General features: G+C 61.9%; 27 protein-coding genes and 2 tRNA genes. 8 read left to right on the forward strand and 21 right to left on the reverse strand.

Annotation, left to right across the window (positions count from 1 at the left end):
• Positions 1–51: 51 nt before the first annotated feature.
• Positions 52–1,521 (forward strand): helix-turn-helix domain-containing protein, encoded by a 1,470-nt coding sequence (locus ACWTV1_RS02020; protein WP_498503910.1) that lies wholly within the window; start codon positions 52–54, stop codon positions 1,519–1,521.
• 15 nt (positions 1,522–1,536) lie between these two features.
• Here the strand turns inward: ACWTV1_RS02020 and ACWTV1_RS02025 are convergent, their stop codons facing one another.
• Positions 1,537–2,364 carry a DUF1684 domain-containing protein gene (locus tag ACWTV1_RS02025; RefSeq protein WP_498503911.1) on the reverse strand — a complete coding sequence of 276 codons (828 nt, stop codon included), beginning with the start codon at positions 2,362–2,364 and terminating at the stop codon, positions 1,537–1,539.
• A 77-nt stretch (positions 2,365–2,441) separates the two neighbouring features.
• Complete coding sequence (locus ACWTV1_RS02030; RefSeq protein WP_498503912.1) at positions 2,442–3,800, reverse strand: CoA transferase; 1,359 nt, start codon at positions 3,798–3,800, stop codon at positions 2,442–2,444.
• A gap of 34 nt (positions 3,801–3,834) precedes the next feature.
• Here ACWTV1_RS02030 and ACWTV1_RS02035 point away from each other — a divergent pair, with 34 nt between their 5' ends.
• Entirely contained in the window at positions 3,835–4,023 is a 189-nt protein-coding gene (locus tag ACWTV1_RS02035) for a PLDc N-terminal domain-containing protein (RefSeq protein WP_100388830.1), read from the forward strand.
• A gap of 185 nt (positions 4,024–4,208) precedes the next feature.
• Here the strand turns inward: ACWTV1_RS02035 and ACWTV1_RS02040 are convergent, their stop codons facing one another.
• Positions 4,209–4,334 carry a hypothetical protein gene (locus tag ACWTV1_RS02040; protein ID WP_268249120.1) on the reverse strand — a complete coding sequence of 42 codons (126 nt, stop codon included), beginning with the start codon at positions 4,332–4,334 and terminating at the stop codon, positions 4,209–4,211.
• Between the two features lie 222 nt (positions 4,335–4,556).
• Between ACWTV1_RS02040 and ACWTV1_RS02045 the strand changes: the two genes are divergently transcribed.
• On the forward strand, positions 4,557–5,219 hold the full coding sequence (locus tag ACWTV1_RS02045) for a Pr6Pr family membrane protein (protein ID WP_498503913.1): 663 nt from the start codon (positions 4,557–4,559) through the stop codon (positions 5,217–5,219).
• Positions 5,220–5,279: 60 nt separating this feature from the next.
• Entirely contained in the window at positions 5,280–5,783 is a 504-nt protein-coding gene (locus ACWTV1_RS02050; protein ID WP_498503914.1) for an HAD family hydrolase, read from the forward strand.
• Positions 5,784–5,792: 9 nt separating this feature from the next.
• Here the strand turns inward: ACWTV1_RS02050 and ACWTV1_RS02055 are convergent.
• Positions 5,793–5,866, reverse strand: a tRNA-Ile gene (locus ACWTV1_RS02055).
• A gap of 167 nt (positions 5,867–6,033) precedes the next feature.
• On the opposite strand from ACWTV1_RS02055, the gene ACWTV1_RS02060 reads away from it, so the two are divergent.
• A complete protein-coding gene (locus tag ACWTV1_RS02060; RefSeq protein WP_498476634.1) occupies positions 6,034–6,576 on the forward strand; it encodes a Dps family protein in 543 nt (180 codons plus the stop codon).
• A gap of 49 nt (positions 6,577–6,625) precedes the next feature.
• On the opposite strand, the gene ACWTV1_RS02065 is transcribed toward ACWTV1_RS02060, so the two are convergent.
• Positions 6,626–7,870: a glycosyltransferase gene (locus ACWTV1_RS02065; RefSeq protein WP_498503915.1), complete on the reverse strand. Its 1,245-nt coding sequence runs from the start codon at positions 7,868–7,870 to the stop codon at positions 6,626–6,628.
• 129 nt (positions 7,871–7,999) lie between these two features.
• Entirely contained in the window at positions 8,000–8,941 is a 942-nt protein-coding gene (locus ACWTV1_RS02070; RefSeq protein ID WP_498503916.1) for a DMT family transporter, read from the reverse strand.
• 40 nt (positions 8,942–8,981) lie between these two features.
• On the opposite strand from ACWTV1_RS02070, the gene def reads away from it, so the two are divergent.
• Complete coding sequence (def, locus tag ACWTV1_RS02075; RefSeq protein ID WP_100388823.1) at positions 8,982–9,545, forward strand: peptide deformylase; 564 nt, start codon at positions 8,982–8,984, stop codon at positions 9,543–9,545.
• A gap of 70 nt (positions 9,546–9,615) precedes the next feature.
• Here def and ACWTV1_RS02080 read toward each other — a convergent pair whose 3' ends face one another.
• The 14 genes from ACWTV1_RS02080 to dusB form a co-directional block, all read right to left on the reverse strand.
• Positions 9,616–9,921, reverse strand: a complete 306-nt coding sequence (locus ACWTV1_RS02080; RefSeq protein WP_498503917.1) for an AzlD domain-containing protein — start codon at positions 9,919–9,921, stop codon at positions 9,616–9,618.
• Positions 9,918–10,628, reverse strand: a complete 711-nt coding sequence (locus tag ACWTV1_RS02085; RefSeq protein WP_498503918.1) for an AzlC family ABC transporter permease — start codon at positions 10,626–10,628, stop codon at positions 9,918–9,920. Before ACWTV1_RS02085 ends, ACWTV1_RS02080 begins: the two co-directional genes overlap by 4 nt.
• A gap of 47 nt (positions 10,629–10,675) precedes the next feature.
• Positions 10,676–11,341: a response regulator transcription factor gene (locus ACWTV1_RS02090; protein WP_498503919.1), complete on the reverse strand. Its 666-nt coding sequence runs from the start codon at positions 11,339–11,341 to the stop codon at positions 10,676–10,678.
• Entirely contained in the window at positions 11,338–12,642 is a 1,305-nt protein-coding gene (locus ACWTV1_RS02095; protein WP_498503920.1) for a sensor histidine kinase, read from the reverse strand. The genes ACWTV1_RS02090 and ACWTV1_RS02095 overlap by 4 nt, the downstream gene beginning before the upstream one ends.
• Before the next feature lie 220 nt (positions 12,643–12,862).
• Positions 12,863–12,935, reverse strand: a tRNA-Asn gene (locus ACWTV1_RS02100).
• Between the two features lie 51 nt (positions 12,936–12,986).
• Positions 12,987–14,009 carry a lactonase family protein gene (locus tag ACWTV1_RS02105; RefSeq protein WP_498503921.1) on the reverse strand — a complete coding sequence of 341 codons (1,023 nt, stop codon included), beginning with the start codon at positions 14,007–14,009 and terminating at the stop codon, positions 12,987–12,989.
• Complete coding sequence (locus ACWTV1_RS02110) at positions 13,996–14,817, reverse strand: ABC transporter ATP-binding protein (RefSeq protein ID WP_498503922.1); 822 nt, start codon at positions 14,815–14,817, stop codon at positions 13,996–13,998. Before ACWTV1_RS02110 ends, ACWTV1_RS02105 begins: the two co-directional genes overlap by 14 nt.
• Before the next feature lies 1 nt (position 14,818).
• Positions 14,819–16,498 carry an ABC transporter ATP-binding protein gene (locus ACWTV1_RS02115; protein ID WP_498503923.1) on the reverse strand — a complete coding sequence of 560 codons (1,680 nt, stop codon included), beginning with the start codon at positions 16,496–16,498 and terminating at the stop codon, positions 14,819–14,821.
• Entirely contained in the window at positions 16,495–17,523 is a 1,029-nt protein-coding gene (locus ACWTV1_RS02120) for an ABC transporter permease (protein WP_129071575.1), read from the reverse strand. The genes ACWTV1_RS02115 and ACWTV1_RS02120 overlap by 4 nt, the downstream gene beginning before the upstream one ends.
• Positions 17,524–17,525: 2 nt before the next feature.
• A complete protein-coding gene (locus ACWTV1_RS02125) occupies positions 17,526–18,620 on the reverse strand; it encodes an ABC transporter permease (protein WP_498503924.1) in 1,095 nt (364 codons plus the stop codon).
• A gap of 108 nt (positions 18,621–18,728) precedes the next feature.
• Positions 18,729–20,351, reverse strand: a complete 1,623-nt coding sequence (locus ACWTV1_RS02130; protein WP_498503925.1) for an ABC transporter substrate-binding protein — start codon at positions 20,349–20,351, stop codon at positions 18,729–18,731.
• Positions 20,352–20,511: 160 nt separating this feature from the next.
• Entirely contained in the window at positions 20,512–22,419 is a 1,908-nt protein-coding gene (gene dnaG, locus ACWTV1_RS02135) for a DNA primase (protein ID WP_498503926.1), read from the reverse strand.
• 32 nt (positions 22,420–22,451) lie between these two features.
• Entirely contained in the window at positions 22,452–23,696 is a 1,245-nt protein-coding gene (locus tag ACWTV1_RS02140) for a deoxyguanosinetriphosphate triphosphohydrolase (protein WP_498503927.1), read from the reverse strand.
• On the reverse strand, positions 23,686–24,891 hold the full coding sequence (gene dusB, locus ACWTV1_RS02145; RefSeq protein WP_498503928.1) for a tRNA dihydrouridine synthase DusB: 1,206 nt from the start codon (positions 24,889–24,891) through the stop codon (positions 23,686–23,688). Before dusB ends, ACWTV1_RS02140 begins: the two co-directional genes overlap by 11 nt.
• Before the next feature lie 17 nt (positions 24,892–24,908).
• On the opposite strand from dusB, the gene ACWTV1_RS02150 reads away from it, so the two are divergent.
• Positions 24,909–25,388 (forward strand): aminoacyl-tRNA deacylase, encoded by a 480-nt coding sequence (locus ACWTV1_RS02150; protein ID WP_498503929.1) that lies wholly within the window; start codon positions 24,909–24,911, stop codon positions 25,386–25,388.
• On the forward strand, positions 25,388–25,828 hold the full coding sequence (locus tag ACWTV1_RS02155; protein ID WP_100388811.1) for a hypothetical protein: 441 nt from the start codon (positions 25,388–25,390) through the stop codon (positions 25,826–25,828). Before ACWTV1_RS02150 ends, ACWTV1_RS02155 begins: the two co-directional genes overlap by 1 nt.
• Here ACWTV1_RS02155 and ACWTV1_RS02160 read toward each other — a convergent pair.
• Positions 25,825–25,977 (reverse strand): hypothetical protein, encoded by a 153-nt coding sequence (locus ACWTV1_RS02160; RefSeq protein WP_498503930.1) that lies wholly within the window; start codon positions 25,975–25,977, stop codon positions 25,825–25,827. The two genes, ACWTV1_RS02155 and ACWTV1_RS02160, sit on opposite strands and share 4 nt — an antisense overlap.
• Positions 25,978–25,980: the final 3 nt, after the last annotated feature.

The raw sequence follows: 25,980 nt of genomic DNA on the forward strand, positions 1-25,980 counted from the left end.
TCTCTGCATTCTTCTGTTTTTCCGCAGAAGGCCGTCAAGGAGGACGCCGCAATGACCCCACGCACGCTCGCGCAGGCAGACGATGAGGACATGATCGATTCCCTCACCGTTGGCCGACGCATCCGGCAACTTCGCACGGATCGCGGTTTCACCCTCGACGACCTCGGCGCTGCCCTGAATCGAGCCGCGTCTCAGGTGTCGGTCATCGAGAACGGCAAGCGCGAACTCAAACTCAGCGAGCTGCAGAAGCTTGCGCGCATCTTCGACGTTTCGGTCGACGATCTACTCAACGCCGAACCGCCCTCACGACGCGCAGCTCTCGAGATCGCGCTGGAGCGTGCTCAGCGCGGCCCGCTCTACAACTCGTTAGCGCTACCGGAGCTGCCGATCCGCAAGACGCTGAGCGATGAGGCGATTGAGACAGTGCTCGGCCTGCACGATGAGCTACAGCGACTGCACCGTGAGCGCGCTGCAACCCCGGAAGAGGCTCGCCGCGCGAACACCGAACTGCGGCGCCTGATGCGCAAACGCAACAATTACTTCGGTGAGCTCGAAGCGACAGCCACCGAGCTACTGGATGCCGTGGGCCACACCGGCGGTCCGCTTTCGCAGCGTGTTGCCTCCGACCTTGCCTCGCACCTCGGGTTCTCGCTGCACTACGTGCCCGACCTTCCCGCGTCCACCCGCAGCGTGACGGATCTGCGTAATGGCCGCATCTATTTGCCTGTAGCCCAGGCGGAGAGCACCGACCCGCGGTCGACGTTGCTGCAGGCCCTTGCGGGGCATGTGCTGGGCATCCGCGAGCCCGCCGACTACTCCGAGTTTCTGTATCAGCGCGTGGAAACCAACTACCTCGCTGCCGCGCTCATGATTCCCGAGAAGACGGCCGTGGAGTTCTTGACCGCAGCCAAGGCGCAACGCGAGTTGTCGGTCGAAGATCTGCGCGATGCCTTCGCCGTGCCCTATGAGACCGCCGCCCATCGCTTCACGAACCTCGCTACCGAGCACTTGGGCGTGCCCGTGCATTTCTTGAAGGTGCACGAAGGCGGCACGATTTCTAAGGCCTACGAGAACGACAACGCGGCGTTTCCAACCGATGCTCTCGGAGCAATCGAGGGTCAGATCGTGTGCCGACAGTGGAGTGCGCGCCAGGTCTTCGACGTCGAAGATCGCTTCAGCCCGTACCACCAGTACACCGACAAGCCGGGCGGCACCTGCTGGTGCACGTCGCGCATTCAGTCGGGGCGGCGCGGGGACTTCTCGATCAGTCTGGGAACGCCCTTCGCCTCTGCAAAGTGGTTCCGCGGTCGCGACACGACGAATCGTGCCGTGTCGACCTGCCCGGATGACGGATGCTGCCGCAGCGCGCCCGACAACCTCACGCAGCGCTGGGCCCAGCATTCGATCCCGAGCGCGCGGCTCAATAGTTCCCTGCTCGCCGCGATGCCCACGGGAATGTATCCCGGCGTGGACTCGACCGAAGTATTTGAATTCTTGGAGTCGCACTCGCCCAGGGCTTAGCGACTAGCGCGCTGCTTAGTCGTGCAGCAGCGAGCCATCCTTCTTCAGTACGTTCTTTTCGCCGGCCTCGATAGCGACCGCGAAACGGTTCTGCTTGGGAGGCATCGGGCAGTTGAAGTTGTAGCTAAAGGCGCACGGCGGCAGAATCGCGAGGTTGAAGTCGAGAACGATGGTTCCGTCGGGGTTGGGAGCGACGAACAGGAAGCGACCGACGCTGTAGGTGTCGACACCGCTGGTGGCATCCGCAAATACGAGCTGAAGGGCACGACCCGACTTGAAGGCGGCAAGGCTGTAGTCAACGCCATCCTTGGTGAACGAGATGTCACCGGGAATCGGCTGCTCGCGTTCTTGGCCATTGTCTTTGATGTGCTCGAAGCCGAGCGTGGTGCCCTCGGGGTTGGGCGTGAACTTCGCCGTGATAACCCACTCGGGGTTGTACGGGTAGGCGTCGATAGTGCCGAATTCTTGGATCGCAGGCGAGTTACTGTCCCAGACCCGAAGTGCGTGATTGCCCTCGGGAGCCTTGATCACGAAGCCCGTCACGGCCTCGCCAAAGACGATCGCGCTCGGGTTCTCGTGGCTCTTGCTGCGAACTACGGCGCTGCCCTCCACGAGCGTGCCGTCGACCACGATGTTGTCTTCGGCGGTAGCGGTGACCGTGAGACCATCCTCGTGCGGAGCCCAGGTTCCGGGAACGCCCCAGATGGTCTGCTCAGCGTCAACCCACTGAGTGTTCGTCAGCGCAAGGTTACCGTTCTGCTGCACGACCGCCTGGTCGCGACGTTCGCGAAAGAGCGCGAGCTTGGCTTCGGGCGTGAGTGTGGGAGCGGCAGTGTCAGTCATAAGTCCATCCTTGTTGAAGTCCATCATGCCAACCACCGCCGACACGGGATTATTTCAGGAAAGCCAGATCGATCGAGCTATGCAAGCCACTCCGCCGGGCTGGAGCCCCACTCCACAGCGGGAGCGCCAAAACGCCCAGGACTGCCGGCGTAGGCCGGAGCTGGTACTGCGCTCGTGATGCCGTCGTGCGTCGTCACCGTCGGAGTGAAGTTCGCGGATGCCGTAGGCGCATGGCGCGGACGACGCTGCTGCAGCAACTCAGTTGCCAAGCGCGCGAGCGACACCTCAACGAGCCACGAGTGCCCCGCATCGATGCGACGTCGCACTGCCGTAGTGACCGCGGCCGCCAACAAATAGCCCGCCGCATGGTCGAGAGCTTGAGCGGGCAAGGCGCCCGGCGTTCCCTTACCTTCACCCTCCGTGAGCGCGATTCCCGTCGCGGCCTGAACGATGCTGTCGAAGCCACGGCGTTCTGCCCACGGCCCCACTGTTCCCCACGCCGAAAGACGGCCCACGATGATTCCCGGGCGGCGCTCGGCGAGAGCCGCGGGTGAAAGTCCGAACTTGTCTAAGGTGCCGGGGCGGTAGGCGGTGAGTACGACATCCGCGGTCTCGAGTAGTTTCTCGAACGTGGCGCGGTCGGCGTCGACCTCGAGGTCGAGCAGTGCCGAGCGCTTGCCGGCGCCGGTGTCGAGGTGCTGCCAGCCGATTTCCGGATGTCGCGGGCTATCGATTCGAAGAACGTCGGCTCCCCACAGTCCGAGCGTTCGCGACGCGACGGGGCCGGCGATCACGCGCGTGAGGTCGAGTACGCGAAGGCCCGCGAGCGGCGCGTCGATGGTGGTGTCACCGAGAACAGACTGTTCGGTATCCCCCAGCGACGTCATCTCAATAACGGGAAGATCGGCCAGCGCGCGGGCGTGCGGATGCTCGGCCCATTCCTCAGCGGTACGCACCACGGTCGCGACTCCCCCGGCGGCGACAACGTTCTCTTCAACGTCGTCGGCGTTCATGGTGTGGAGCGCGAGCATGAATCCATCAGCGCCGGTGTCGTCGGGCAAGTCCAACGCCGTGAGCAGCGCCTCGCGGTGATGCGGGTAGTTCGCGTGCGTGCGCACCCAGCCATCACTGCACGGCCAGAATCCCGAGAGCTCGGCCCACGCCGCAACGGGTTCACCATCCTGACGGAAGTGCTTGTCGCTCGTGACGGCGGTGGCCACTTTGAGCGGGCTCAGCTCAACAGCGGGCACCGCACAGCCCACCCGACGGGCCGCTAGCAGCGACGCCGAAAATGATGCGGCAGCAATCGCATCATGAACAAAGCGACCCGTGGGTACCACTCCGGTGAGAGGTACCGCAGTACCGTTTTCGCGCACTAAGGCGAGGGCGGCAGCATCTTCCCCCAGGGAATGCCACGCAGCATCCAGCAAACTCATAACTTGATAGTGCCATGCCCGGTAGATTTAGACCATGGAACCTATTAGCTTCAGCTTCGGCATCGTCGGGTTGATCGTCTTCATTATCACCGTCGTCTCGATCGCCAAGAGCACGAACCATGGAGTCGTCGGCAAGTTCCTCTGGATCTTGGTGGCATTCTTCTTGTCGATCTTCGGTTCCATCCTGTGGCTGATCTTCGGTCGCGGCAAGGTGCGCAAGTAACAACGCGCCCGCTCCGAAGCAATCCTCGGCGGTGATGGTCAGCGCTGTGATGCTCGGCGCGGTGATGTGCGTGGCGGCGCGGGCGCACTGAAGGGACACGGGATTTCCGTGCCTGCGACTGCGCGCCGCCACGCTGAACTCATCGGATCTGAGTGTGGAATCTGATGAGTTCGATTGGTGGGCCGCTATTGGCCCTTACGCGGCTTGATAAAGCCGGTGTCTTCGAGCTTGGCCCGCTTCTGCGCCCGCTTGTCTTTGATCGACAGCTTGGCTTCCTTTTTCGTGCTTCCTCTAGGCGATTTTCCAGCCATGATTACTCCGCTTCCCCTTTTCTCAGTTGGCGTGTTCACCTTGACCATAGCCCATTCCTCAGAGGAAAGCACTTCCGCCCTGACCGGCTTTTTTGTCCACCCAGAGAAGAGCACTGATTCCCGTCGCGGCACGCTCATTTCGTCCCGCCGCGCGCCCGTTCTTAGGCCAGTAATCACCCCCGCTATAGTCAGGCTCATACTTGCTTTAGTTCGAGGGGAACTATGACCTACGCCGCCACCCCCGCTACGCCCGAAACCCGAAGCGGCACCGTGATCGTCGCCGTACTGCGCCTCGCCATTACCGTGCTGGTCACAGCGGCGGTGATTGCGACCGTTGCGGAGGCAGCGGGGCGCACGGTGATCAATCCGTTCAACATGTTCGGGTACTTCACGATTCAGTCGAACATCATCCTCGCGGTCATCTATGCCGTAATCGCCGTGGTCGCCTTGCGTGGCGAAGCAGCGTCACCGGCGCTGAACATCGCACGCGCCTCGGTCACCACGTACATCATCATTGTCGGCGTTGTGTATGCCACTCTGCTCGCTCCGCTGGGGGCTGCCGGCGGCGTTCCCGTGGCGTGGGCGAACACAGCGCTGCATATCATCACCCCGATCTTCGCGCTGGCCGACTGGATCCTTTTCTCTGACCGCGCCCGCATCGCCTTCAACCGACTGTGGATCGTGCTGATCTACCCGATTGTTTGGGTCGTCGTCGTGCTCGTGCGAGGCGCAACCGACGGTTGGGTCCCCTACCCATTCCTGCACCCGGACACCGGCTACGCCAGCGTGTTCTTCTACGTTGGCCTCATCGTCGTTGTCATGCTCGCCTTCGGTTCGCTCGTGTTCTGGATCTCAGGAAAGCGCTCAGCACTGCGCGTACCGTAGATCTCCGCACGTTTAGGGTCCGCCGCTACGGTGCGGAGCCGCACACCGAGTGGGGATGCAATGACGAACACACCAGCGACAATCTTCTTCGACGTCAACGAGACCCTCTCCGATCTCTCACCCGTGGGCGATGCGTTCGAGGCCGTGGATGCGGTGATCGCCGCATTCTCGAACGTGAGCCTGCACAGCGACGTCGCGCCCGGCATCCGCGCCCTGCACGACGCAGGCCACCGACTCTTTACGCTCTCGAACGGGCCAGCGAGCAATGCTGAGCGCATGCTCACCGAGGCCGGAGTTGCGGATGCCATGGCTGGCTTTCTCTCGGTCGAGGACAACTCCCCGTGGAAGCCGGCACGCGCGTCGTACGAGGATGCGCTAACTCGCACCGCTACCAGCGGCGTTGCCCATCTCGTGGCGGTACACCCCTGGGACATTCACGGCGCTGCGGAGGCCGGACTCTCGACCGCGTGGGTGAATCGCCAAGGAGCGAGATATCCCGCCCATTTCACCGCGCCCACGGTGACAGCGGAAACGCTCGAACAGCTGCACACGCACCTGGCTTAGACACAAAAGTAGGGCGGACGGGACTTGAACCCGTGACCGACGGATTATGAGTCCGCTGCTCTAACCAGCTGAGCTACCGCCCCGTGCCCGCACTGGTGCGGGCGCGTACCTACGTTACCGGCAAAACGCGTCAACCCACGCACGCCACTTCGCGCCCAATACGTGATCGATACGATGCCCGTGACGTGCACTCAGCTTCCTCTCAAGCAACGTTGAGCCAGCGTCAAACCAACGCTCGTATGGTTGCGCTATGACTGATTCACAGAAAGCGCAGACCACGAGTCCAGCCAAATCTGGGGCTCGCAAGACCCGCCAGCAGAACGCTGAGCACGGCTTCACGGCATCCAAAGGTTTAGCCGATCGCATGCAGCAGGTACTCGTTGACCTGCTGGAACTCCAGCTTCAGGGCAAGCAAGCGCACTGGAACGTCGTCGGCAAGAACTTCCGCGATACCCACCTCGTGCTCGACGAAATCATTGATGCCGCTCGCGGCTTCAGCGACACGATCGCCGAGCGGATGCGCGCCCTCCATGCCACGCCCGATGGACGCAGCGACACCGTTGCCGAAACCACTACGCTTCCTGCGTTCCCCGCAGGCGAGGTCAGCACCACCGACACCATTGACTTGCTTACCGAACGCCTTGAGGGCACGGTAGCGACGATCCGTGAGGTGCACGACCCGATCGATGAAGAAGACCCCACAAGCGCTGATTTGCTTCACGGCATCATCGAAACGCTTGAACAGTACGCCTGGATGGTGTCGGCCGAGAACCGCACCCCCGCAAAGAAGTAGGCTCCACGCCTACACTCACGAGCTGTGGCTCCCACGAGAGCGTCTCCTGTTAGGAGGCGCTCTCGTTCTTTTTGCCTAAGGCAGCAGGGTCGGTGACCTGCTCCCCGCGGTACATGCTCTCGAAGGTGTCGAGAGTGCGCTGAATGTCGTGAGATGCGACAATCGCGAGACTTTCCTTCTTGAACTTGAGAATTTCCTCCGGCGCCATTGTTAGCACCGTCGTGAGCTTCGCGGCCAGGTCTTCGACGTTGCCGGGCTCGAAGAGAAAACCGTTTTCACCGTCGTGCACGAGATGGGGAAGCGCCATGGCGTCAGCGGCCACGACCGGCAGACCGGAAGCCATCGCTTCCATCGTGGAGATGCTCTGCAACTCAGCGATCGAGGGCATCGCAAAGACAGAACCGCGCTGAAGAGCATCCCGCAGCTGATCCTGTTCAACGAAGCCGGTGAGCGTGACTCGATCTTCGAGACCGAGCGACTGCGCTAGAGCACGAAGTTTGCCCTCGAGCTCTCCCCCGCCCACAATCTCGACCTTCGCATTCAGCGCGGGATCCATGATCGAGAGAGCTTTGATCAGGCGATCGATCTGCTTCTCTTCCGAAAGTCGGCCCAGGAACACAATGAGGTTCTCCGGCTTTGGGTCGAGGTTGCCGTTGTAGCCGTCGGCGTTAATTCCGCAGGAGACGGCGACGACGTTGCGCACCTTCGTGTTGGCCTCAAGATACTCAGCAGCCCGTCGCGTCGGAGTCGTGACGCTTTCGGCGCGAGCGAACGACCGCCCCGCAGCTTCCCATCCCATCCGGATCGCCTTGCGGCGCATGAACTTCGGGATGATGTAGGCGTGGTCAAGCAGGTTTTCGGGCATGAAGTGGTTCGTGCCGACGAGACGAATACCGCGCTTGCCGCCTTCGAGCGTCATTCCGCGGCCGACAATAATGTGCGACTGAAAATGGATGACGTCAGGCTTCACCTGATCAAGAATTCGGGCCGAGTTCTGCTTCACACGCCACGGCATCATGAAGCGCAGCCAAGGGTGGCCGGGCCAACGCCAGGAGTACAGGCGGTGCAGAGTCATTTTCTGACCCTCGTGTTCCTCCACCATCGTTCCCAACGTCTTGTTGGAGTACGACGGCGCCACAATGTGCACGTCATGGCCCCGCTCAGCGAGGCCGGCGGCGAGCCGCGCAATAAACGTCGCGGCACCGTTAATCTGGGGCCAAAAAGTGTCAGCGCCGATCAGGATGCGAAGTCGCGGTTTGCCCTCGTGGGGCGAGCGTTTCACAGCGGAAGTCACAGTCGAAGATTTCCTTAACAGTTGTGCGTTATGAGCCACTCGTTTACGACCCGGTCAGGTCAACGGCATCTAATAACGTACCCCACGACGCCCGTGGGGGCGGGGCGCTGAGCCGCAGATCCCGAAATGCTACGACTTGATTTGCGGATGATGCTTCGAGAGTGAAAACACGCCGAAAATAGCAATCGCGCCCGTGATCACGAATGCAATCACTGCCCAGAGCGGTGCATCCGCCGCTTCACCCAACACGAGGATGCCGACGGCGACCGCCACGAGAGGGTCAACGACCGTGAGCCCAGCAACAACGAGATCGGGCGGGCCCGAGGCGTAGGCCGTCTGCACAAAGTAGGAACCGAGCAACGACGCGACGATGAGACCGACGATGCAGAGGATGGTCAAGAAGTCTGTGCTCTCGAAACCGGAACCTGAGATCACAATCGTTTTGACCCGGTCAATGACGACCTTCGCAAGTGTTGCCACGAAACCGAATAGCATTCCCGCGCCCAAAATGTAGAAGATCGGCGAGGCATTCTTGCGGAAGATGAGGAACAGAACAATCCAGGCGGTCAACACGACTGCCAGAATGATGAGTACGAGCGAGAGTTCACGCTGAGTGACAACCGTCGACTTTGCAAACATTGCAGCGATGCCGACAAAGACGCCCACTCCGACCACGCACATCACAATTGCGCGGATGGAAATCGCATCCAGTCGCACTTTGGCGATGCGCGAGTTCATGATGGCTGTCATCACGAGGGCAACAGCGCCGAGCGGCTGAACCACCATGATCGGTGCGATAGCGAGACTCGAGAGCTGAAACACAATCGCTAGGCCGAGAAACGCAGTGCCGATCACCCACGACGGGCGAGCAAGCAACGCCTTGATTTGAGAAAAATTGAGACCGGTACTGGCTTCACTGCCATGCGTCTCTTCCATGCGTGCGACGCCGCGGTGCTGAAATTGCGCGCCCAGTGACAGCAAGATCGCCCCGATCAGGGCCAGCGGGATTCCGGCAACCTGAAGCGGGGTCAGACTGATCTGATCGGTGAGGTCAAGAATGTCTGGCGGCACACGTCAAATGTACTGGGTTAACTCGGGATATTCTGGGCACATGGCCGTTCTTCCCATCATCATCACCGGCGAACCGGTGCTCCACACTCCCGCGAATCCGGTAACGGCCTTCGACAGTGAACTCGCGACCCTCGTGGCCGACATGTTCGAGACGATGGAAGAGGCGCCCGGCGTCGGCCTTGCCGCCCCGCAGGTAGGCGTAGGGCTGCGCGTCTTCGTCTACGACTGGATCGACGAGAACGACACGCTCTGGCGCGGCGTCGCCATCAACCCCGAGTTGTGGCAGAGCCCGCTCCCCGTGCTCGACGCTGACGAAGCGGATGAAGAGGGTTGCCTCTCTATTCCTGGCGAACGGTTCCCGCTCATCCGTTCCGACCGCGTCATCCTGCGCGCCCTCGATCTCGATCAGAAGCCTTTCGAAATTGAAGCGTCTGGCTGGCTCGCGCGCATTTTCCAGCACGAGTACGACCACCTCGATGGCGTCTTGTATGCCGACCGTTTGCAGGCTCCGGATGCCAAGGCCGCAGCGAAGGCGATCCGCAAGCAGGGCTGGGGCCAGCCTGGCCACTCGTGGTTGCCCACCGAGGAACAGCTCGACGCTTAAGCGCAGCGCAGCCGCGCCACCGCGCCACCGAACAGCGCTCTACGTCTGCAGCGCCCTTACGTCAGCGCCCTTACGTCAGCGCCCGAATGCCGGCCGCCACAAGCGCGGCCGCAATGATCACAACGATAAACGGCACCCTGAGGGCGAAGAGCACGGCGGCCACCGCGACAGCAGGGAGCCGGGCATCCACTTCGAAGCCGCGGGCTGAACCGAACGTCTGCACAACGATCAGCGCCGCCAGCAGAGAAACCGTCAGCAGGTTTGCGAGCCTCGCCACCGTGGGCTTCTCGGCCCACACTGCGGGAATCGTGAAGCCCACGAGTTTCAGGGCGAGCACAGCGATCGAGGCGATCAGAATGATGTGCCAGACAGTCATTGCTCCCCCATCGGATCGGGTTCAGCTTCGGCGAGGTCACTCTCGCGCGTTCCCAGCCAGTTCGTAAGTCCCACAGCAACAGCCACGAGAGCCGCGGCGAGCACGGGCAGTCCCGCGGGCAGAACAGGCATGAGTACCGCGGCGACGATTGCAGCACCAACCGCCACCACGACGGGTTGCAGTTGTTTCAATCTCGGCCACAAGAGACCGAGGAACGCGGCGGCGGCCGCGGCATCCAAACCGTACTGACTCACGTCGCCGAGTTGGTCGCCGATGAGCGCCCCGATCAGGGTCGTAAGGTTCCAGCCGACGTAGATGATGGCGCCGGTCCACCAGAAGCCCGCACGCTGGCTTGCCGGAGTGGGTTGAGCGGTGGAGACGGCGGTGCTCTCATCGATAGTCCAGTGGCCCGCCAGCAGCCGCTTGGCAACGCCGGGGCCGATCATTGGAGCCACTCGCAAGGCGTACAGCGAGTTGCGGGCGCCCAACAGAACAGCACTCGCGATCGCGGCACCGCCGGCTGCCGTGCCACCCGTCGCGAGCACACCGACGAGCGCGAATTGGGAGCCGCCCGAGAACATCAGCAGGCTGAGCACGCAGGCTTGCCAGACATCCAGTCCAGCCGCTACGGCCAGTGCGCCAAAGGAAATTCCGTACGCGGCAACGGCAAGGCCCACCGCAAAGCTTGAACGGATGGCCGCCGACACTTCAGGAGATCGTGCCGGGCGCCCAGTGCGGTGTGTGCAGCCGCCCGTCACACCGCCCGCCCCAGGGACACGAGCCCGGTCTCGTAGGCGATTACGACAAGCTGCACGCGGTCTCGGGCGGCGAGCTTCGACATAATGCGGGAGACGTGAGTTTTCGCCGTGAGGGGGCTCAAGAAGAGCTTGGTGCCGATCTCTGAGTTGGTGAGCCCCTGACCCACGAGAGCCAGCACTTGACGTTCACGGTCGGTGATCGCCGACAGGATGGCATCGTCGACGGCGACTTGCGAGCCGCGTGCGAAACGCTCGAGAAGCCTTTTGGTGACGCCGGGGCTCAAGAGAGCATCGCCCGACGCTACAATGCGAACCGCGCGAATTAGTTCAACAGGTTCGGTGTCTTTCACCAGAAAACCGCTGGCGCCAGCCCGGATAGAGCGAGCGACGTACTCGTCCACCTCGAAAGTCGTCACGACGACGATGCGCGTGTCAGCGAGTTCGGGATAGGTCGCGATCTGTTCCGTCGCCCACAGACCGTCGCCCTCGGGCATCCGGATATCCATCAGTACAACGTCGGGACGCTCACGACGCACGACCTCGATGACCTCGGTGCCGGTGGCCGCTTCGCCCACGACTTCGATGCCCTCTTCGGCATTGAGAAGGCTAGTGAAGCCGGCCCGGATCAGCTGCTGGTCATCGGCAATAACGACCCGGATCATGCGGATGCCGAACGGCGCGGAATTCGAGCCGTCACCACGGCGCCGCGCGCCGCACTCTCGCGTACCGTCAGTGTGCCGCCGAGAAGTTCAGCTCGCTCTCGCATGCCCACCAGCCCTCGTCCCTCCGTGTGACCGTCGGTGTCGATGCCAACACCGTCATCGCCAATAGTAACGTGATAGTCGTCGCCCTCGACCGTCAACGAAACAACAGCGGACGTCGCGGAGGCATGCCGCACCACATTGGTGAGGGACTCCTGCACGATGCGGTACAGCGCCAGCTGAACGGCCGCGGCAGTGTGCTCGGAGATCTCTGACGTGAGATCGACCTCGATGCCTTGGGCGCGCACCGAATCGACGAGGCTCGTGAGGCGGGAAAGATCGGGCTCCGGAACGAGCGGAGCGTCATCCGGGCCGCCGTCGCCCGAATCCGCGTCGTCGCTCCGCAGCATTCCCAAAAGCGATCGCACTTCGTCGAGCGCTTCCCTGCTCGACAGTTTGATGCTCGCGAGTGCTTCCTCCGCCTGTTCCGGCTGCTTGTGCATGAGGTGAAGACCGACGCCGGCCTGCACGTTGATTTGGCTGAGCGAGTGCGCCAACACGTCGTGCAGTTCGCGCGCAATCCTGGTGCGCTCGGCCCGCAACTCTTCTTCTCGACGACTCGCAAAGGCTGTATGGAAATGCTCAAGCTGTTCACGCCGCCGACGGTTAGCTTCGGCGAACCCGAGCACAAAGAGCAGACCGATGGTCGTCGGCACGACACGGTGCGGGTCCAGCTCAATGCCGACGACGAGCGCGGCAAGAAGCGTCGCCTCCCACACCACAATCATCGACACCCAGGTCCACGTGCGCGCACCGTGCGAGATCGCGATGACAATCGCGAACGCGAGGGCGAGGTGGGGCGCCGACAGCACCGAGTAGCCGATGAGAAAATCTGCAGCGGCTAGGGCTGAAATCACAGCGATTAGCGGACCCGGATACCGACGGATCCACAACAGCAGTAGCGGGCCGACGATAGACAGCGCGATGGCGGCGATCGCTCCGGCGCCGATACTGCTCAGCTCAAGCACAGTGCTAAACGGCAATACGGATGCCGCATCACCGAACTCTGCGTAGGCGCCAGTCCAGATGACGCCCATGATCGTGATGGGTACCTGCACCAGTAGCGAGATAACGACGGGAATCCACCGCCGCAAACGACGAGACCGCGGCGATTGCGACGCACTGCCACCCGTGCCGTTCAAGAGAGCGTTGAGCATCGCATTCGATGCGCGCGGTGTTGAGCGACGGGATGACGAAAGCATTCCTTGATGGTAGTTGCGACGGCCAGCAAGCGCGTCGGCCGGGCGGCGCAGGGGGCGCTACTCCCGGCGGAGTAGAGCGCATCGATCGAGGCACGGCCGCAGTCGCCACAGCGCGGAAAACTCGCCGACGATGTCGCCAAAAAGCGCCCTACGGGATGCCGCCTGAAAGCCGTCGGGAAAGCACAAAGTCCCGGCCACCGAAGTGGCCGGGACTAATCTGCTCCTCGACTTGGACTTGAACCAAGAACCTACGCATTAACAGTGCGTTGCTCTGCCAATTGAGCTATCGAGGATCGCTGTGCGACTCGACTACTTTAGCAAATGATTTGGCACTTCGAAAACCATCAGGCGATTCGAGCGAGGTATGTCGGCGATAGAACCCTCGTGGGGGCAGTAATTAACTGAGGAATCCCGTTGTCATCAATTCTAAAACTCGCAATTTCGTTCGAAAATTGATTGCACACATGCAGGATTCCGTCGCTGAGAATCATGTGACGGGGCCAATTTCCCTCGCACGAGACCGCCGTGAGCGGAGCAACGCTGCGACCGTCTTCGGCAATGGCGAGAACGGCGATCAGGTTGCTGTGACGCACGCCGACATACGCGTGGCGGGCGTCATCCGAGATCGCGATTGCTGCCGCGTGATCGCCCTCAACCGCGCCGGGAAGCGCGATGGCACACAGTTTGTGCAGCTGGCGGTCTTTCCACTCGAACACCATGAAGCCGCAGCCGAGCTCTCCCAGCACGTAGAACAGGTTGCCCGGGCGCGCGACAATGTCTCGCGGACCGAAACCGGCCGGTAACGCGATCTCATCGGTCTGCTCGAGCGCAAAGTTGCCGTAGCTGAAGATGCGGATGCGATCGGCGCCCAAATCGAGCGAGAACACGGTGTGGTCATCCACAAACAGCGATGAATGGGCGTGAGGGCCCTCTTGTTGCGGGCGCGGCCCTATGCCGGTGCTCTCAACGACTTGGCGGGTGTCTAGCGTTCCGAAAGCCCCTCCCGCGTCGATGACGCCCAATGTGCCCGTGCCGTAGTTGGCGGCAATCACGGTGCCGCCGTTGACGGTGATGTGGCAGGGGTACTGCCCGCCGCTCGCGGTCAGGCTTGCGTCGCTGAGTGTTTCACCGTCGCGATCGAACGCCGCGACCTGACCCGATCCTTCAAGCGTCGAGTAGACCTTGGCTCCATCGACCACAAGGAAGGATGCCGAAGGAACCGCTGCTGCCAGGTGCGAGAATTCGAGAGAACCATCAGCACGGCTGTGCATGACCGAGATACCTTCTGACTCGCATTCCATATCGGGGCCGAAGCCCCCGACGAGCCACGTCGAGGCGGCAACAGGGGTTACGTCAGGCGTTGTCACGGTGCAGCTCCAGAAGTGAGTCGGCTAGCCCCTTCACGTAGGGGTGCCAGGGGTTGTCAAGAACGGCATCCAGTTCACCGATGCCAACGAGGATGCCGCGGTGCATCACCGCAACATTGGTCGAGACTCGGCGAACAGCTGCGAGGTCAGCGGTGACCAGTAGCGCCGAGAACGAGCGTTGCGCTTGAAGGTCGACAATGAGATCGAGGATGGCGGCGCGCACGTTCACGTCGATGCCCGCCGTCGGGTCATCAGCCACGAGTAGCTGTGGTTCGAGGATCATGGCGCGCGCAATCGCTACGCGCTGACGCTGACCCTTGCTGAGTTCGAATGGGTAGCGATTCATTACCGACAGCGGCAAACGCACGGTGTCGATCAGAGTAGCGACTGCTTCTGCGGCCTCGGTTTGGTTGAACCTACGGTCGCGCACGAAGATCGGCTCGGCGATGTTTTCGCCCACCGTCAATCGACCGTTGAGATGGTTTCCGGCATCCTGCGGCAGATAGCCCACCTTGACGCTGAGACGATCACGCTTGCGGCGACTGACGTTGCGAAGGTCAGTGCCCAACACCGTGAGTTCTCCCCCGCTGAACAGCGGCGATCCGTAGGCACCGGTCTCAGCGTGCAGCGCGACTGCTTTGGCGAGAGTGCTCTTACCCGAGCCACTCTCGCCAACGACAGTCAGCACTTCTCCCGCACCGATCTCAAAACTCAGTCCGTTAACGGCGACCGAACGTGTTTCAGGGTTGCGAGACGGGTAGCGCAGCGAAAGATCGCGGGCGCTCACCGTGGGCTGAGTGGAAGTCACCTCAATAATCTACGGCAGTCAGCGCCCGCAGCGCTTCCCTTCGTTCAGTCTGTTCACGCGGGTCGGGCACCGGCAGCGATGCCAGCAGCCGTTGCGTGTACGGATGTTGCGGATTTCCGAGCACTTCGGAACCCACACCTTCTTCCACCAACTGCCCCTTGTAGAGCACCGCGATGCGATCCGAGAGCATGTCAACGACGGCGAGATCGTGGCTGATGAAGAGGGCCGCGAAGCCGAGGTCTCGTTGCAATTCGGCGAACAACTCGAGCACCTTCGCCTGAACCGACACGTCGAGCGCGCTTGTCGGCTCGTCTGCGATCAGCAATCGTGGCCGCAAGGCAAGGGAGCGTGCGAGGCTTGCGCGCTGACGCTGACCTCCGCTGAGTTCGTGCGGGTAGCGATCTCCAAACGCGCGCGGCAACTGCACCGCTTCGAGGAGTTCGTTAACCCGCCCGCGGGCGTCATTGGCATCTTCGGCCTTGCCATGCACGATCAGTGGTTCGGCCACACACTGCGCGATCGTGAGCAGCGGGTTGAAACTCGATGCCGGGTCTTGAAAGACGAAGCCGATATCGCTGCGCACCGGCCGGAACTTGCGCTCCTTGAATCCCAACATTTCGTGCCCAAGCACCGAGAGCGATCCACCGGTGATCTTGTTCAACCCACCAATAGCGCGACCAATCGTGGTCTTGCCTGATCCGCTCTCCCCCACGAGCCCGAGCACTTCGCCCGGTGAAATGGTGAAGCTCACGCGGTCGACAGCCCGGAACGGAGCTCGACCGAAACGGCCGGGGAACTCGATCTCAAGGTTGTCGGCGATGACAATCGCGTCGGCATCCTTCTCTCCGCCAGCGGCAGCACGGTCAGCCACGCGAGCAGCCGCTCGGGATACCCCCGAACCGATGCGAGGAACGGCGGCCAGAAGCTTCTGCGTGTACGGATGCTGGGCAGCGTCGAACAATTGCTGCGCTGGCGCCTCTTCCACCAGTTTGCCCTGGTACATGACGGCAACGCGGTCAGACAGGTCAGCCACGATTCCCATGTTGTGGGTGATCAGGATGATCGCCGCCCCGAACTCGTCGCGGCAGCGGCGGAGAAGATCGAGGATCTCCGCCTGCACCGTCACGTCGAGCGCGGTCGTGGGCTCATCGGCCACGATCAGCTCTGGCTCGAGCACGAGCGCCATCGCGATGACCACGCGCTGCTTCTGCCCACCCGAGAACTGGTGAGGATAGTAATCGACACGCTTATCCGGCTCAGGAATACCGACCTTGCGCAGAATCTCGATTGCCTTGGTGCGAGCTTCACGCTTGCTCACGTTGCCGTGCGCGCGAAGGCCTTCTGCAATCTGCCAGCCGACGGTGAACACCGGGTTGAGCGCGGTCGAGGGCTCTTGAAAGACCATCGCCACATCTACGCCGCGCAGCTCACGCAGTCGCTTGCCCGACATCCCGATGACCTCTTTGTTGTTGAGCACGATGGCACCGCGAGACACCGCAGTTTCGGGCAACAGCCCGAGAACGGATTTGGCGGTAACGCTCTTGCCACTGCCGCTCTCCCCCACGATGGCGAGCACCTCGCCGGGAGCGAGGCTCAGCGAGACATCATCTACTGCTTTGACATCGCCACCATCGGTCGCGAACGTGACTTCAAGATTCTTGATCTCGACAATGTTGCTCATGAGCGAGCCTCCAGCGGGTCAATCGGATTCGCATCGTCATCGAGGTCGACCGTCGAGAGAGCAGCGGTTTCGAGAACCGGCGCCGACTGGTCGGCACGACGTCGAGTGCGTAGTCGTGGATCAGCGAGGTCGTTGAGTGATTCCCCCACCAGAGTGATTCCGAGCACAACAAGAACTATCGCAAGCCCCGGGAACAGTGAGGTCCACCAGATGCCGCTCGTGACATCCGAAATCGACTTGTTGAGGTCGTAGCCCCACTCAGCGGCAGCGGATGGCTCGATGCCGAAACCGAGGAACCCCAGTCCAGCGAGCGTCAGGATCGCCTCGGAGCTGTTGAGCGTGAAGATCAACGGCAGCGTGCGTGTTGCGTTGCGGAACACGTGACGGAACATGATGCGCGGAGTACTCGAGCCAATGACCTTCGCCGATTCGACGTAGGCCTCCGACTTGATGCGCACGGTTTCGGCCCGGATGACGCGGAAGTACTGCGGGATGTAGACAACCGTGATCGACACGGCCGCCGCGAATACGCCGCCCCAGAAACTCGACTGACCACCGCTAATCGCGATCGCGGCCACAATCGCCAACAGCAGAGTCGGGAACGCGTACACAGCGTCGGAGATAACCACGAGCACGCGGTCGATCCAGCTACCGAGGTAGCCCGACACGAGACCGAGCAGCACGCCGGCAAAGATCGACAGGGCCACCGCAACGACGATCACGAGAACCGCGGTGCGCGATCCCCAGATCACGCGCGAAAGCACGTCGTAGCCGCCCACTGTGGTGCCCAGAATGTGCGCGCCACCGGGAGGTACTTGCGCACCGAAAGCACCGTCGTCGTCGCGCAATTGCGAGAAGCCGTAGGGAGCGAGCAGCGGCGCGAAGAGTGCCGTCAGCAAGAAGATACCGGTCAAAATGAGCCCAGCGACGAGCATGCCGCGCTGGAGTCCGACCGACTGGCGAACCTGTCGAACAATCGGCAGCTTACGCCACACAGCTACAAAACGTGAGGGTGTCGTCGTCATGATTAGTACCTCACCCTCGGGTCGATGATCGCCGCAACTATGTCGACGATGAAGTTGGTGAGGGCCACGATGACGGCGAGCAGCACCACGATGCCCTGCACCGCGACGAAGTCACGAGCACCCAAGTACTCGACGAGCTTGAAGCCGAGACCCTTCCACTCGAAGGTGGTTTCAGTCAGCACCGCGCCTCCCAGCAGGAGCGCGATCTGCAAACCGATCACCGTGATGATCGGGATCAACGCGGGCTTGTAGGCGTGCTTGCGCACGAGGCGGTATTCGCTCACGCCACGGGAGCGGGCGGCATCCACGTAGTCCATCGAGAGCGAACCAATAACGTTCGTGCGTACGAGGCGCAGGAAGATGCCGGCGGTCAGCAATCCGAGAGCCAGTCCAGGAAGCACGGCGTGCGAGAGCACATCGCCAATCGCAGCCGGGCTGCCCAGACGGAATGCATCGATGAGATAAATGCCGGTCTTGTCTTCGAGAGTGCTCAACTGCAGTTCCGTGCGAGTGGATGCGCGGCCCGCGACGGGCAGCACCTTCAGCCACACGGCAAACACGAGCTTGAGCAAGAGCCCCGCGAAGAAGACCGGAGTCGCATACGCGAGGATCGCGGCGACGCGGAGAACCGCATCCGGCCACTTGTCACGGAAATATGCCGCCACCATGCCGAGCGGGATACCCACGATGAGCGCCACGAGAACTGCGTAGAACGCGAGCTCGAGCGTGGCACTGCCGTACGTGACGAGCAGCTCGGAAACGGGGCGACCGTCGGTGATGGCAGTACCGAAGTTACCGGTGAAAACCTGACCCAAGTACTCGAAGTACTGCACCAGAATCGGGCGATCGTAGCCCGCGGAACTAATGCGTTCTGCCAGCTGAGCCGCAGTGAGCCGCCCACCGAGGGCGGCAGTGATGGGGTCACCGATCGAGCGCATCAACACGAACACCATCGTCACAAGGATGAACACGGTCGGAAAAATGAGGAGGAAGCGAACTATAAGAAAACGAGCAAGAGGATTTGTGATCCCCCACGAACGCCGGGTGGGCGGTTCTGACGGTGCCGGATTGATCACGGCGGAATCGGACTGCGACATACCTACCTATCGTGCAGAGAACGAAGACGAGGAGGTGACCCGCATTGTGTGCGGGCCACCCCCGTTCGTCATAACGCTAGGCCGAGGCCTAACTGGAGCGAGTTACTCCTATTTGGCCAAGCTGCCGTAGCGGAACTTGAACGAACCGTCGAGCGTAGCTCCGGTAACGTCCTTGCCCGTCACAGCGATTTGCGCTCCCTGAAGGAACGGAACGGTCGACAGCTCAGCTGCAACCTTCGCCTGAATGTCCTCGATCATTCCCTCGCGCGTGGCGGGGTCGAGTTCGGTAGCCTGAGCCACGATCAGATCGTTGACTTCAGCATCCGCGTAGTGGTTTCCGAGGAAGTTACCGTCACCGAAGAACGGGGTGAGGTAGTTATCAGCGTCGGAGTAGTCCGGGAACCAACCGAGCTGGTAGGCGGGGTAGGCGTCTGCCGTGCGCTCCTTGGCGTACGTTACCCATTCCGTCGACTGCAGGTTGACTTCGAAGATTCCTTCAGCCTCGAGCTGGCTCTTAACCAAGGCGTACTCGTCACCCGAGGACTCACCGTAGTGGTCAGGGTTGTACTGAAGGTTGAGCTTCACAGGCGTCTCAACACCGGCGTCAGCAAGGCGCTGCTGCGCTGCGTCGACACTCGGGCCGCCCTCGCCGTCACCGTACAGGTCCTTGAGAACCTGGGTAGCGCCGGTCAGTCCATCGGGAACGTAGGAGTACAGCGGCAAGTAGGTGCCCTTGTAAACCTGGTCAGAGATTTCCTGACGGTCGAGAAGGTCAGCAACCGCACCGCGAACGGCGAGCGACTTAGCTTCGTCAGCCTCAGGAGTCTTCGCGCCGAACGGCTGTGTGTCGAAGTTGAAGACGATGTAACGGATCTCTCCACCGGGGCCAACGATCACGTTGACGTTGTCGTTGCCCTCGAGGTCAGCAACGTCGGTAGCAGACAGGCTGCGGTGCGCGACGTCAATGTTGCCCTCTTGAACATCGAGCTTCAGGTTCGAAGCGTCGGTGTAGTACTTCAGCGTGATGCTGTCGGTAGCCGCGGCACCAAGAACGCCCTGGTAGTCGGGGTTTGCCTTGAACGAGACGATGTTGTTGAAGTCGTAGCTGTCGATGACGTACTGGCCAGCGAAAGCCATGCCATCCACGATCTCGTCGTCAGGGGTAACCGCGTCAGCCGAGAACACTTCTTCATCAACGATCGGCGCGGCCGGGCTCGACAAGATCTGCGCGAACGTCTGGTCGTTTCCGTTCTTCAGGTTAAAGACCACGGTGGTGTCATCGACAGCGTCGACGCTGTCAATGTTGCCGAGAAGAACCGAAGGGCCATTCTCGTCGTTGATCGCGACCTGACGGTCGAAGCTGAACTTCACGTCAGACGAGGTGAGGTCATTGCCGTTAGCGAACTTGAGACCCGCCTTGAGTACAACCGTGTATTCGTCTTCGCTCGTGTACTCAGCGGACTCGGCGATGTCAGGTTCAACATCGGAGGTGCCCAGCGGCGAGTTGAGCAGGAACGGGAACACTTGGTTCATCAGTGCAAACGAACCGTTGTCGTACGAACCAGCCGGGTCGAGGAACGTGACCTTGTCAGTCGTGCCCACGATAAGCGACTCGGAACTGCCAGCGTCGGAGTCTCCCCCAGCTTGGCAACCAGTCAAAGCGAGCGCGAACGCTGCTGAGCCGGCAACTACAGCAAGGATTCGCTTGCTGTTCTTGGATGCGGATGTCATATCCGTCTACCTCTTCCTGTTGCGTGCAGAAAATGCGACGGCGCGTTTGTCGGCGCCGCGCATCGTAGTTCCTCAGTAGTAACACACGAGGAAGCTTCGACACTAGGTCGCATACCCGCGATTGGGGGATATTTACACGAACGCAACCAAAGCGCAGCGGTTAGGTTTCTTCGCGGAGCGCACGACGATCCGCTTCAATCCTCATCAGATCGCGCTGGGTCTGCACGTAACGTTCCGGGTCGCTCTCGCGGTCCATGCGTTGAAGAACACCGAGAAGCTCCCGCTTTTGGCGCAAGAAATCGCGCTCAATGAGATCAGTCGTGACCTGAACGCAGTACACCGCGATGCGTTCTTCGCGCTCAGGAATCGGTGCAACGCTGAGCTGCTTCACGAAAGTCGAGAACGACGACGGCACTTCGTCGGCCACGGCGGATGCCCAACCGGGTTCGAGCGCGCGATCCACGAGAGAAGCAATGGCGTCGCGCACCACTGCGAGTGACGGCTCGGCGATCGAGATCTGCGTGAGCTTGCCGATGAGCTCGGCGCCCACGACATCCGGATGCTGCAGCACCGCCATGAGGGTGTCTCGCTCGAGGCGCGTGATCGCGTCAACCTTCAAGCCCATGATCGAGGGACCAGCCTGCGCTGGCGCCTCACCGAAGCCCTCTGGCGGGGACTGGGAAGACGACTCGGACTGCGGCTGCTGCGGCGCCTTCGGCGGCCCTGACGGGGCTGCAGCGCGTTTTGCGGCGGTCACAGCGTTCTGCACCTCGGTGGGCTCCATACCGAGCCAACCCGCAACACTGCGCACGTAACCAATACCCAAAGCAGAATCGCGGATACCCGCGACCACCGGGGCCGCAGCACGCAACGCCGCAACGCGGCCCTCGACAGTTTCGAGGTCGTGCACGGCCAACTCGCGGCGAATCTTGAACTCAAACATGGGCTTACGAGTGGTGACAAGACGGCGCACCGCACCATCGCCTTTCTTCAGACGCAAATCGCAGGGGTCGAGGCCGTCGGGCGCCACCGCAACGAAGGTTTGCGCAGCGAAACGGTGCTCTTCGGCAAAGGCGCGGTTGGCGGCCTTCTGGCCCGCTTCATCCGGGTCGAACGTAAAGATGACTTCACCCGTCGCCGTGGTGTCAGCGTTGTCGTAGTCGCCGATCATGCGGCGCACGATCTTGATGTGGTCCACACCGAACGCCGTGCCACACGTGGCGACAGCGGTCGTGACGCCCGCAAGATGGCAGGCCATGACATCCGTGTAGCCCTCGACCACGACGATCTGCTTGCCGCGCGAAATATCTTTCTTGGCAAGATCGAGGCCATAGAGCACTTGGCTCTTGTGGTAGACCGGCGTCTCGGGAGTGTTCAGGTACTTGGGGCCTTTGTCGTCGTCGAGCAAGCGCCGAGCACCGAAGCCCAAGGTCTGACCGGTGACATCGCGGATGGGCCACACCAGGCGGCCGCGGAAACGGTCGTAATAGTCGCCCCGCTCCCCCTTGCCTATGAGGCCAGCAACGACGAGTTCTTCTGAGGAGTAGCCCAGCTTGTTGAGGTGCTTGATGAGCACGCCACCGCGAGGCGCAAAACCGATGCCGAAGCGCTCGGCAGCAGACTGATCGAAACCACGTTCGCCCAAAAAGCTGCGGCCGGGTGCTGCCTCGGGGCTCGCGAGCTGGGCGACGAAAAATTCGGATGCCGCCTGATTGGCCGCCAAAATGCGCGCGCGATTGCCGTGATCGGTGGCCGCGCCGCCATCCTCGTAGTGAAGCTCGTAGCTAATGCGGCCAGCGAGGCGCTCAACAGCCTCGGAGAACGAGACGTGGTCCATGCGCTGCAGGAAGGTGTAGACGTCGCCGCCTTCACCGCATCCGAAGCAGTGATAGAAGCCCACTTGGGGTCGCACGTGGAAGCTGGGGCTGCGCTCCTCATGAAAAGGACACAGGCCCTTCATGGAGCCGGAACCGGCGCTCTTGAGGGTGACGTAGTCGCCGACGATATCGGCGAGGTTGGTGCGCGAACGCACCTCGTCGATATCGCTTCGTTTAATCAGGCCAGCCACAATCGCAATTCTAGGCCGACCGGCCGACGACTCTAGCCAACGAGTCGTGTGTGCCAGGCAATCGCGGACTGATCCGTGAGGCTAGCTACCTGATCTACTACCGCGCGCTTGCGCTGATGATCGTTCTCAGCGGAATTCCAATCCGCCGTGAAACCAGAATCGAGGTTCACGGGAGCAGTCCAGAGCAAGACATCGGCGAGCTCGGTGAGTACATCGCGCTGCTGCTGATAGATCGGGCGACGAGCGTTCGTCGACATAACGAAGGCCGCCACGATGCCCTTGAGCACCGCGATCTCCGCCTGAATCTCCTTGGGCACGACCAAGCTGCCTCCGAAGCGAGCAAGAGCATCCGTCGGGTGAGCTTCGCGCGTGGCCTGAACTGCCGCACCGGCAAAGCGGCCAATCAGTTGGCTAGTGAGGTTCTTGAGGCGACCGTGGGCGGCACGACTGCCATCCCACTGATCGATCCACGGATCGAGCAGGTCAAGGCGGTCGAAGGCCGCGATGAGCTCATCGTGGGTGAACTCGCCTCCGATCCACTCGAACATCGACTTCACGAGATCGTCGTGATTGACGCGGGCTCCCAGCGCCGTGACGTCGATGAAGTCGCCGACAATGGCATCTTCGAAGTCGTGCACGGAATAGGCGATGTCGTCGGAGAGGTCCATGACCTGAGCTTCGATGCAGCGTTGACGATCCGGCGCTCCGGCCCGCAACCACTCGAACGCGGCCGTGTCGTCGTCGAAGAAACCGTACTTGCTGCGACCGCTCGGGTCAGGAATGCCCTGAGCACTAGGCCACGGGTACTTCGTGCTCGCGTCCAAGCTGGCCCGCGTGAGATTGAGGCCGTACGTTTTTCCGTCGGGCCCGAATACCTTCGGCTCGATGCGCGTCAGTAGGCGCAGGGTCTGAGCATTGCCCTCGAAGCCGCCGATGTCATCCGCCCACTCGTTGAGCGCACGTTCGCCGTTGTGACCGAAGGGCGGATGCCCGAGGTCGTGAGAAAGGCAGGCCGTGTCGACGACATCCGGGTCAAGCCCCAGGCTGTCGGCGAGCTCGCGGCCGACCTGAGCGACCTCGAGCGAATGGGTGAGACGGTTGCGGGCAAAGTCGGTGCCCATTGTGGGGCTGAGAACTTGAGTTTTGGCCGCGAGGCGACGCAGCGCGCTCGAGTGCAAAACCCGTGCCCGGTCGCGCGCAAAATCACTACGGCGACTCGAATGCTGCTCGGGAAGCCAACGCTCACCGTCCGCTTCCGTATAGCCCTTAACCGCCACTGGTGCTCAATTCTGCTTGATTCAGCTCGGAACGGTGCGACTCCTGCAGTTCGCGGCTGTCGAGCCACCCCTGCGGAAGCGTCGGCTTCTTCGGGCGGCCCGCACGACCGCGCTGACCCTCGGCGTCGATGCCGGGATACTGCTGCGACCAGTCGAGGTTGCCCAACAATTCATCCATGTGATCGAGCGATTGAACCGCAGCCATACCGGCCCGCAATTCACCACCCACCGAGTAACCCTTGAAATACCAAGCAACATGCTTACGGATGTCGCGGCACGCGCGATCTTCTTCGCCAAAGAATTCGACCAGAAGTTCGGCATGACGCTTGAAGGCCGCAGCGACTTCGCCGAGTGTGGGCTCCGCCTTGAGCGTCTCGCCTCGGAAGGCCGCAGCGAGATCACCGAACAACCACGGACGACCGAGGCAACCGCGGCCGACAACGACCCCGTCGCATCCGGTCTCGTCGACCATGCGGAGAGCATCGGCTGCGCTCCAGATGTCGCCGTTGCCCAGAATGGGTGTATCGGTGATCGTGTTCTTAAGCTTCTCGATCGCCGACCAGTCGGCGTGGCCGGAGTAGAAGTCGGCGGCAGTGCGAGCGTGCAGTGCGATGCTGGCAACCCCAGCACCAGCGCCAACGCGCGCGGCCTCAAGGTACGTCAGGTGATCAGCGTCAATACCCTTACGCATTTTGATCGTCAAGGGAACATCGCCGGCCGCCTTCACAGCGCCCTCCACGATGTCGCGGAACAGATCGATCTTCCACGGAAGCGCCGCTCCCCCACCCTTGCGAGTGACCTTGGGCACCGGGCATCCGAAATTCAAGTCAATGTGGTCGGCACGATCTTCGGCCACCAGCATCGTGACAGCTTCGCGCACCGTCTTCGGGTCGACACCGTAAAGCTGAATGCTGCGGGTCGTCTCCGACTCGTGGTGCGTAATGAGGCGCATGCTCTCAGGCGTGCGCTCCACCAGAGCGCGGCTCGTGATCATTTCGCTGACGTACAGACCAGCGCCATACTCGCGGCACAAGCGGCGGAAAGCGGTGTTGGTGATGCCTGCCATGGGCGCCAAAACGACAGGAACATCGAGGTCGAGGTTCCCGATAGAGAGCTGTGGCGCGACACGCGGGTCGGCAGGGGCAAGAATAGTCACGTACCAATTGTCCCACGGCGAGCCTGAACCTTGCCGCATATCCCGGGAGGCCCCGAATGACGGCAGGAACTGACCGCGTTCGCGACGATGCCGAACGCCGCGGCATCCCCATCGAAATCATCGAACGTGCGCCAGCGACCTCGCTCGAACACGCTGCCGAACTGCTGGGGATTACTCCCGCCGAAATCGTGAAGTCGCTCGTCGTCAAGCGCAGTGATGGCAGCTTCCTCTTCGCACTCTTTCCCGGCGATCGTCAGATTTCGTGGCCCAAACTTCGGGCACTCGTCGGCGTCAATAAGCTCCGGATGCCCGAAGCCGAGGTTGCTCTCGACGCCACCGGCTACGCGCGCGGCACCATCACCCCGCTCGGCAGCACCACCGCCTGGCCCGTCTACGCCGACGAACGCATGGTCGGAAAGCGCGTGTCTATGGGCGCCGGCGACCACGGTCACACCGCGTGGGTGCTGGCGGATGACCTCATCAGCGGCCTCGACGCGATCGTTGCCGACATCACGACCGAAGCAGGAAGCAACTAATGGCCCTTGACGAGCATCCGAATGTCTTCCGTTTTGAAGCACGCCTGTGGGTGAGCCCCGCGCCGCGCGACGAAGCGCTTGAACAGCTGCGGGCCCAACGCGCCTGGGACAAAGAAAATGCCAAGCTGCAGCGCTGGTGGGTATCGTTTTCGATCGGAGCCGCCGTGGGCGTTGCGGGAGTGCTCGCCGTCGGCTCTGCCGCCAACCTCGACCCCACGCTTTACCTCTTGCTATTGCCGGTGGGCTTCGGTGGCGGCGCGATCATCGGCGCACTGATCAACAAACGCTTCAACGCACCGGATGCTCAGCACGCGTCACTGCCCGCACGCCCGACCACTGCGCCACTCACTCTCATACCGTCACGGGTCGCAAAAGCCGCGCCAGAACAGGCCAGCGCCGCCGAACTCATCGAATGGTCGAAGCGCGGTTTCGTCGGTTAGACGAGACCTTCGTCGATCTGGCGGTTGACGAGCGCCTGCGAGTGACGGTCGTCAACGACAACACACGCATCGCCTTCACAGGCCACCGCGTCCGGGTCACCGAGCTGCTGAAGTGCGAAGGTCGGGATTGGCTTCGTTGCGGCATCCATTGC

This window comes from Salinibacterium sp. VpJ6, assembly GCF_059767345.1.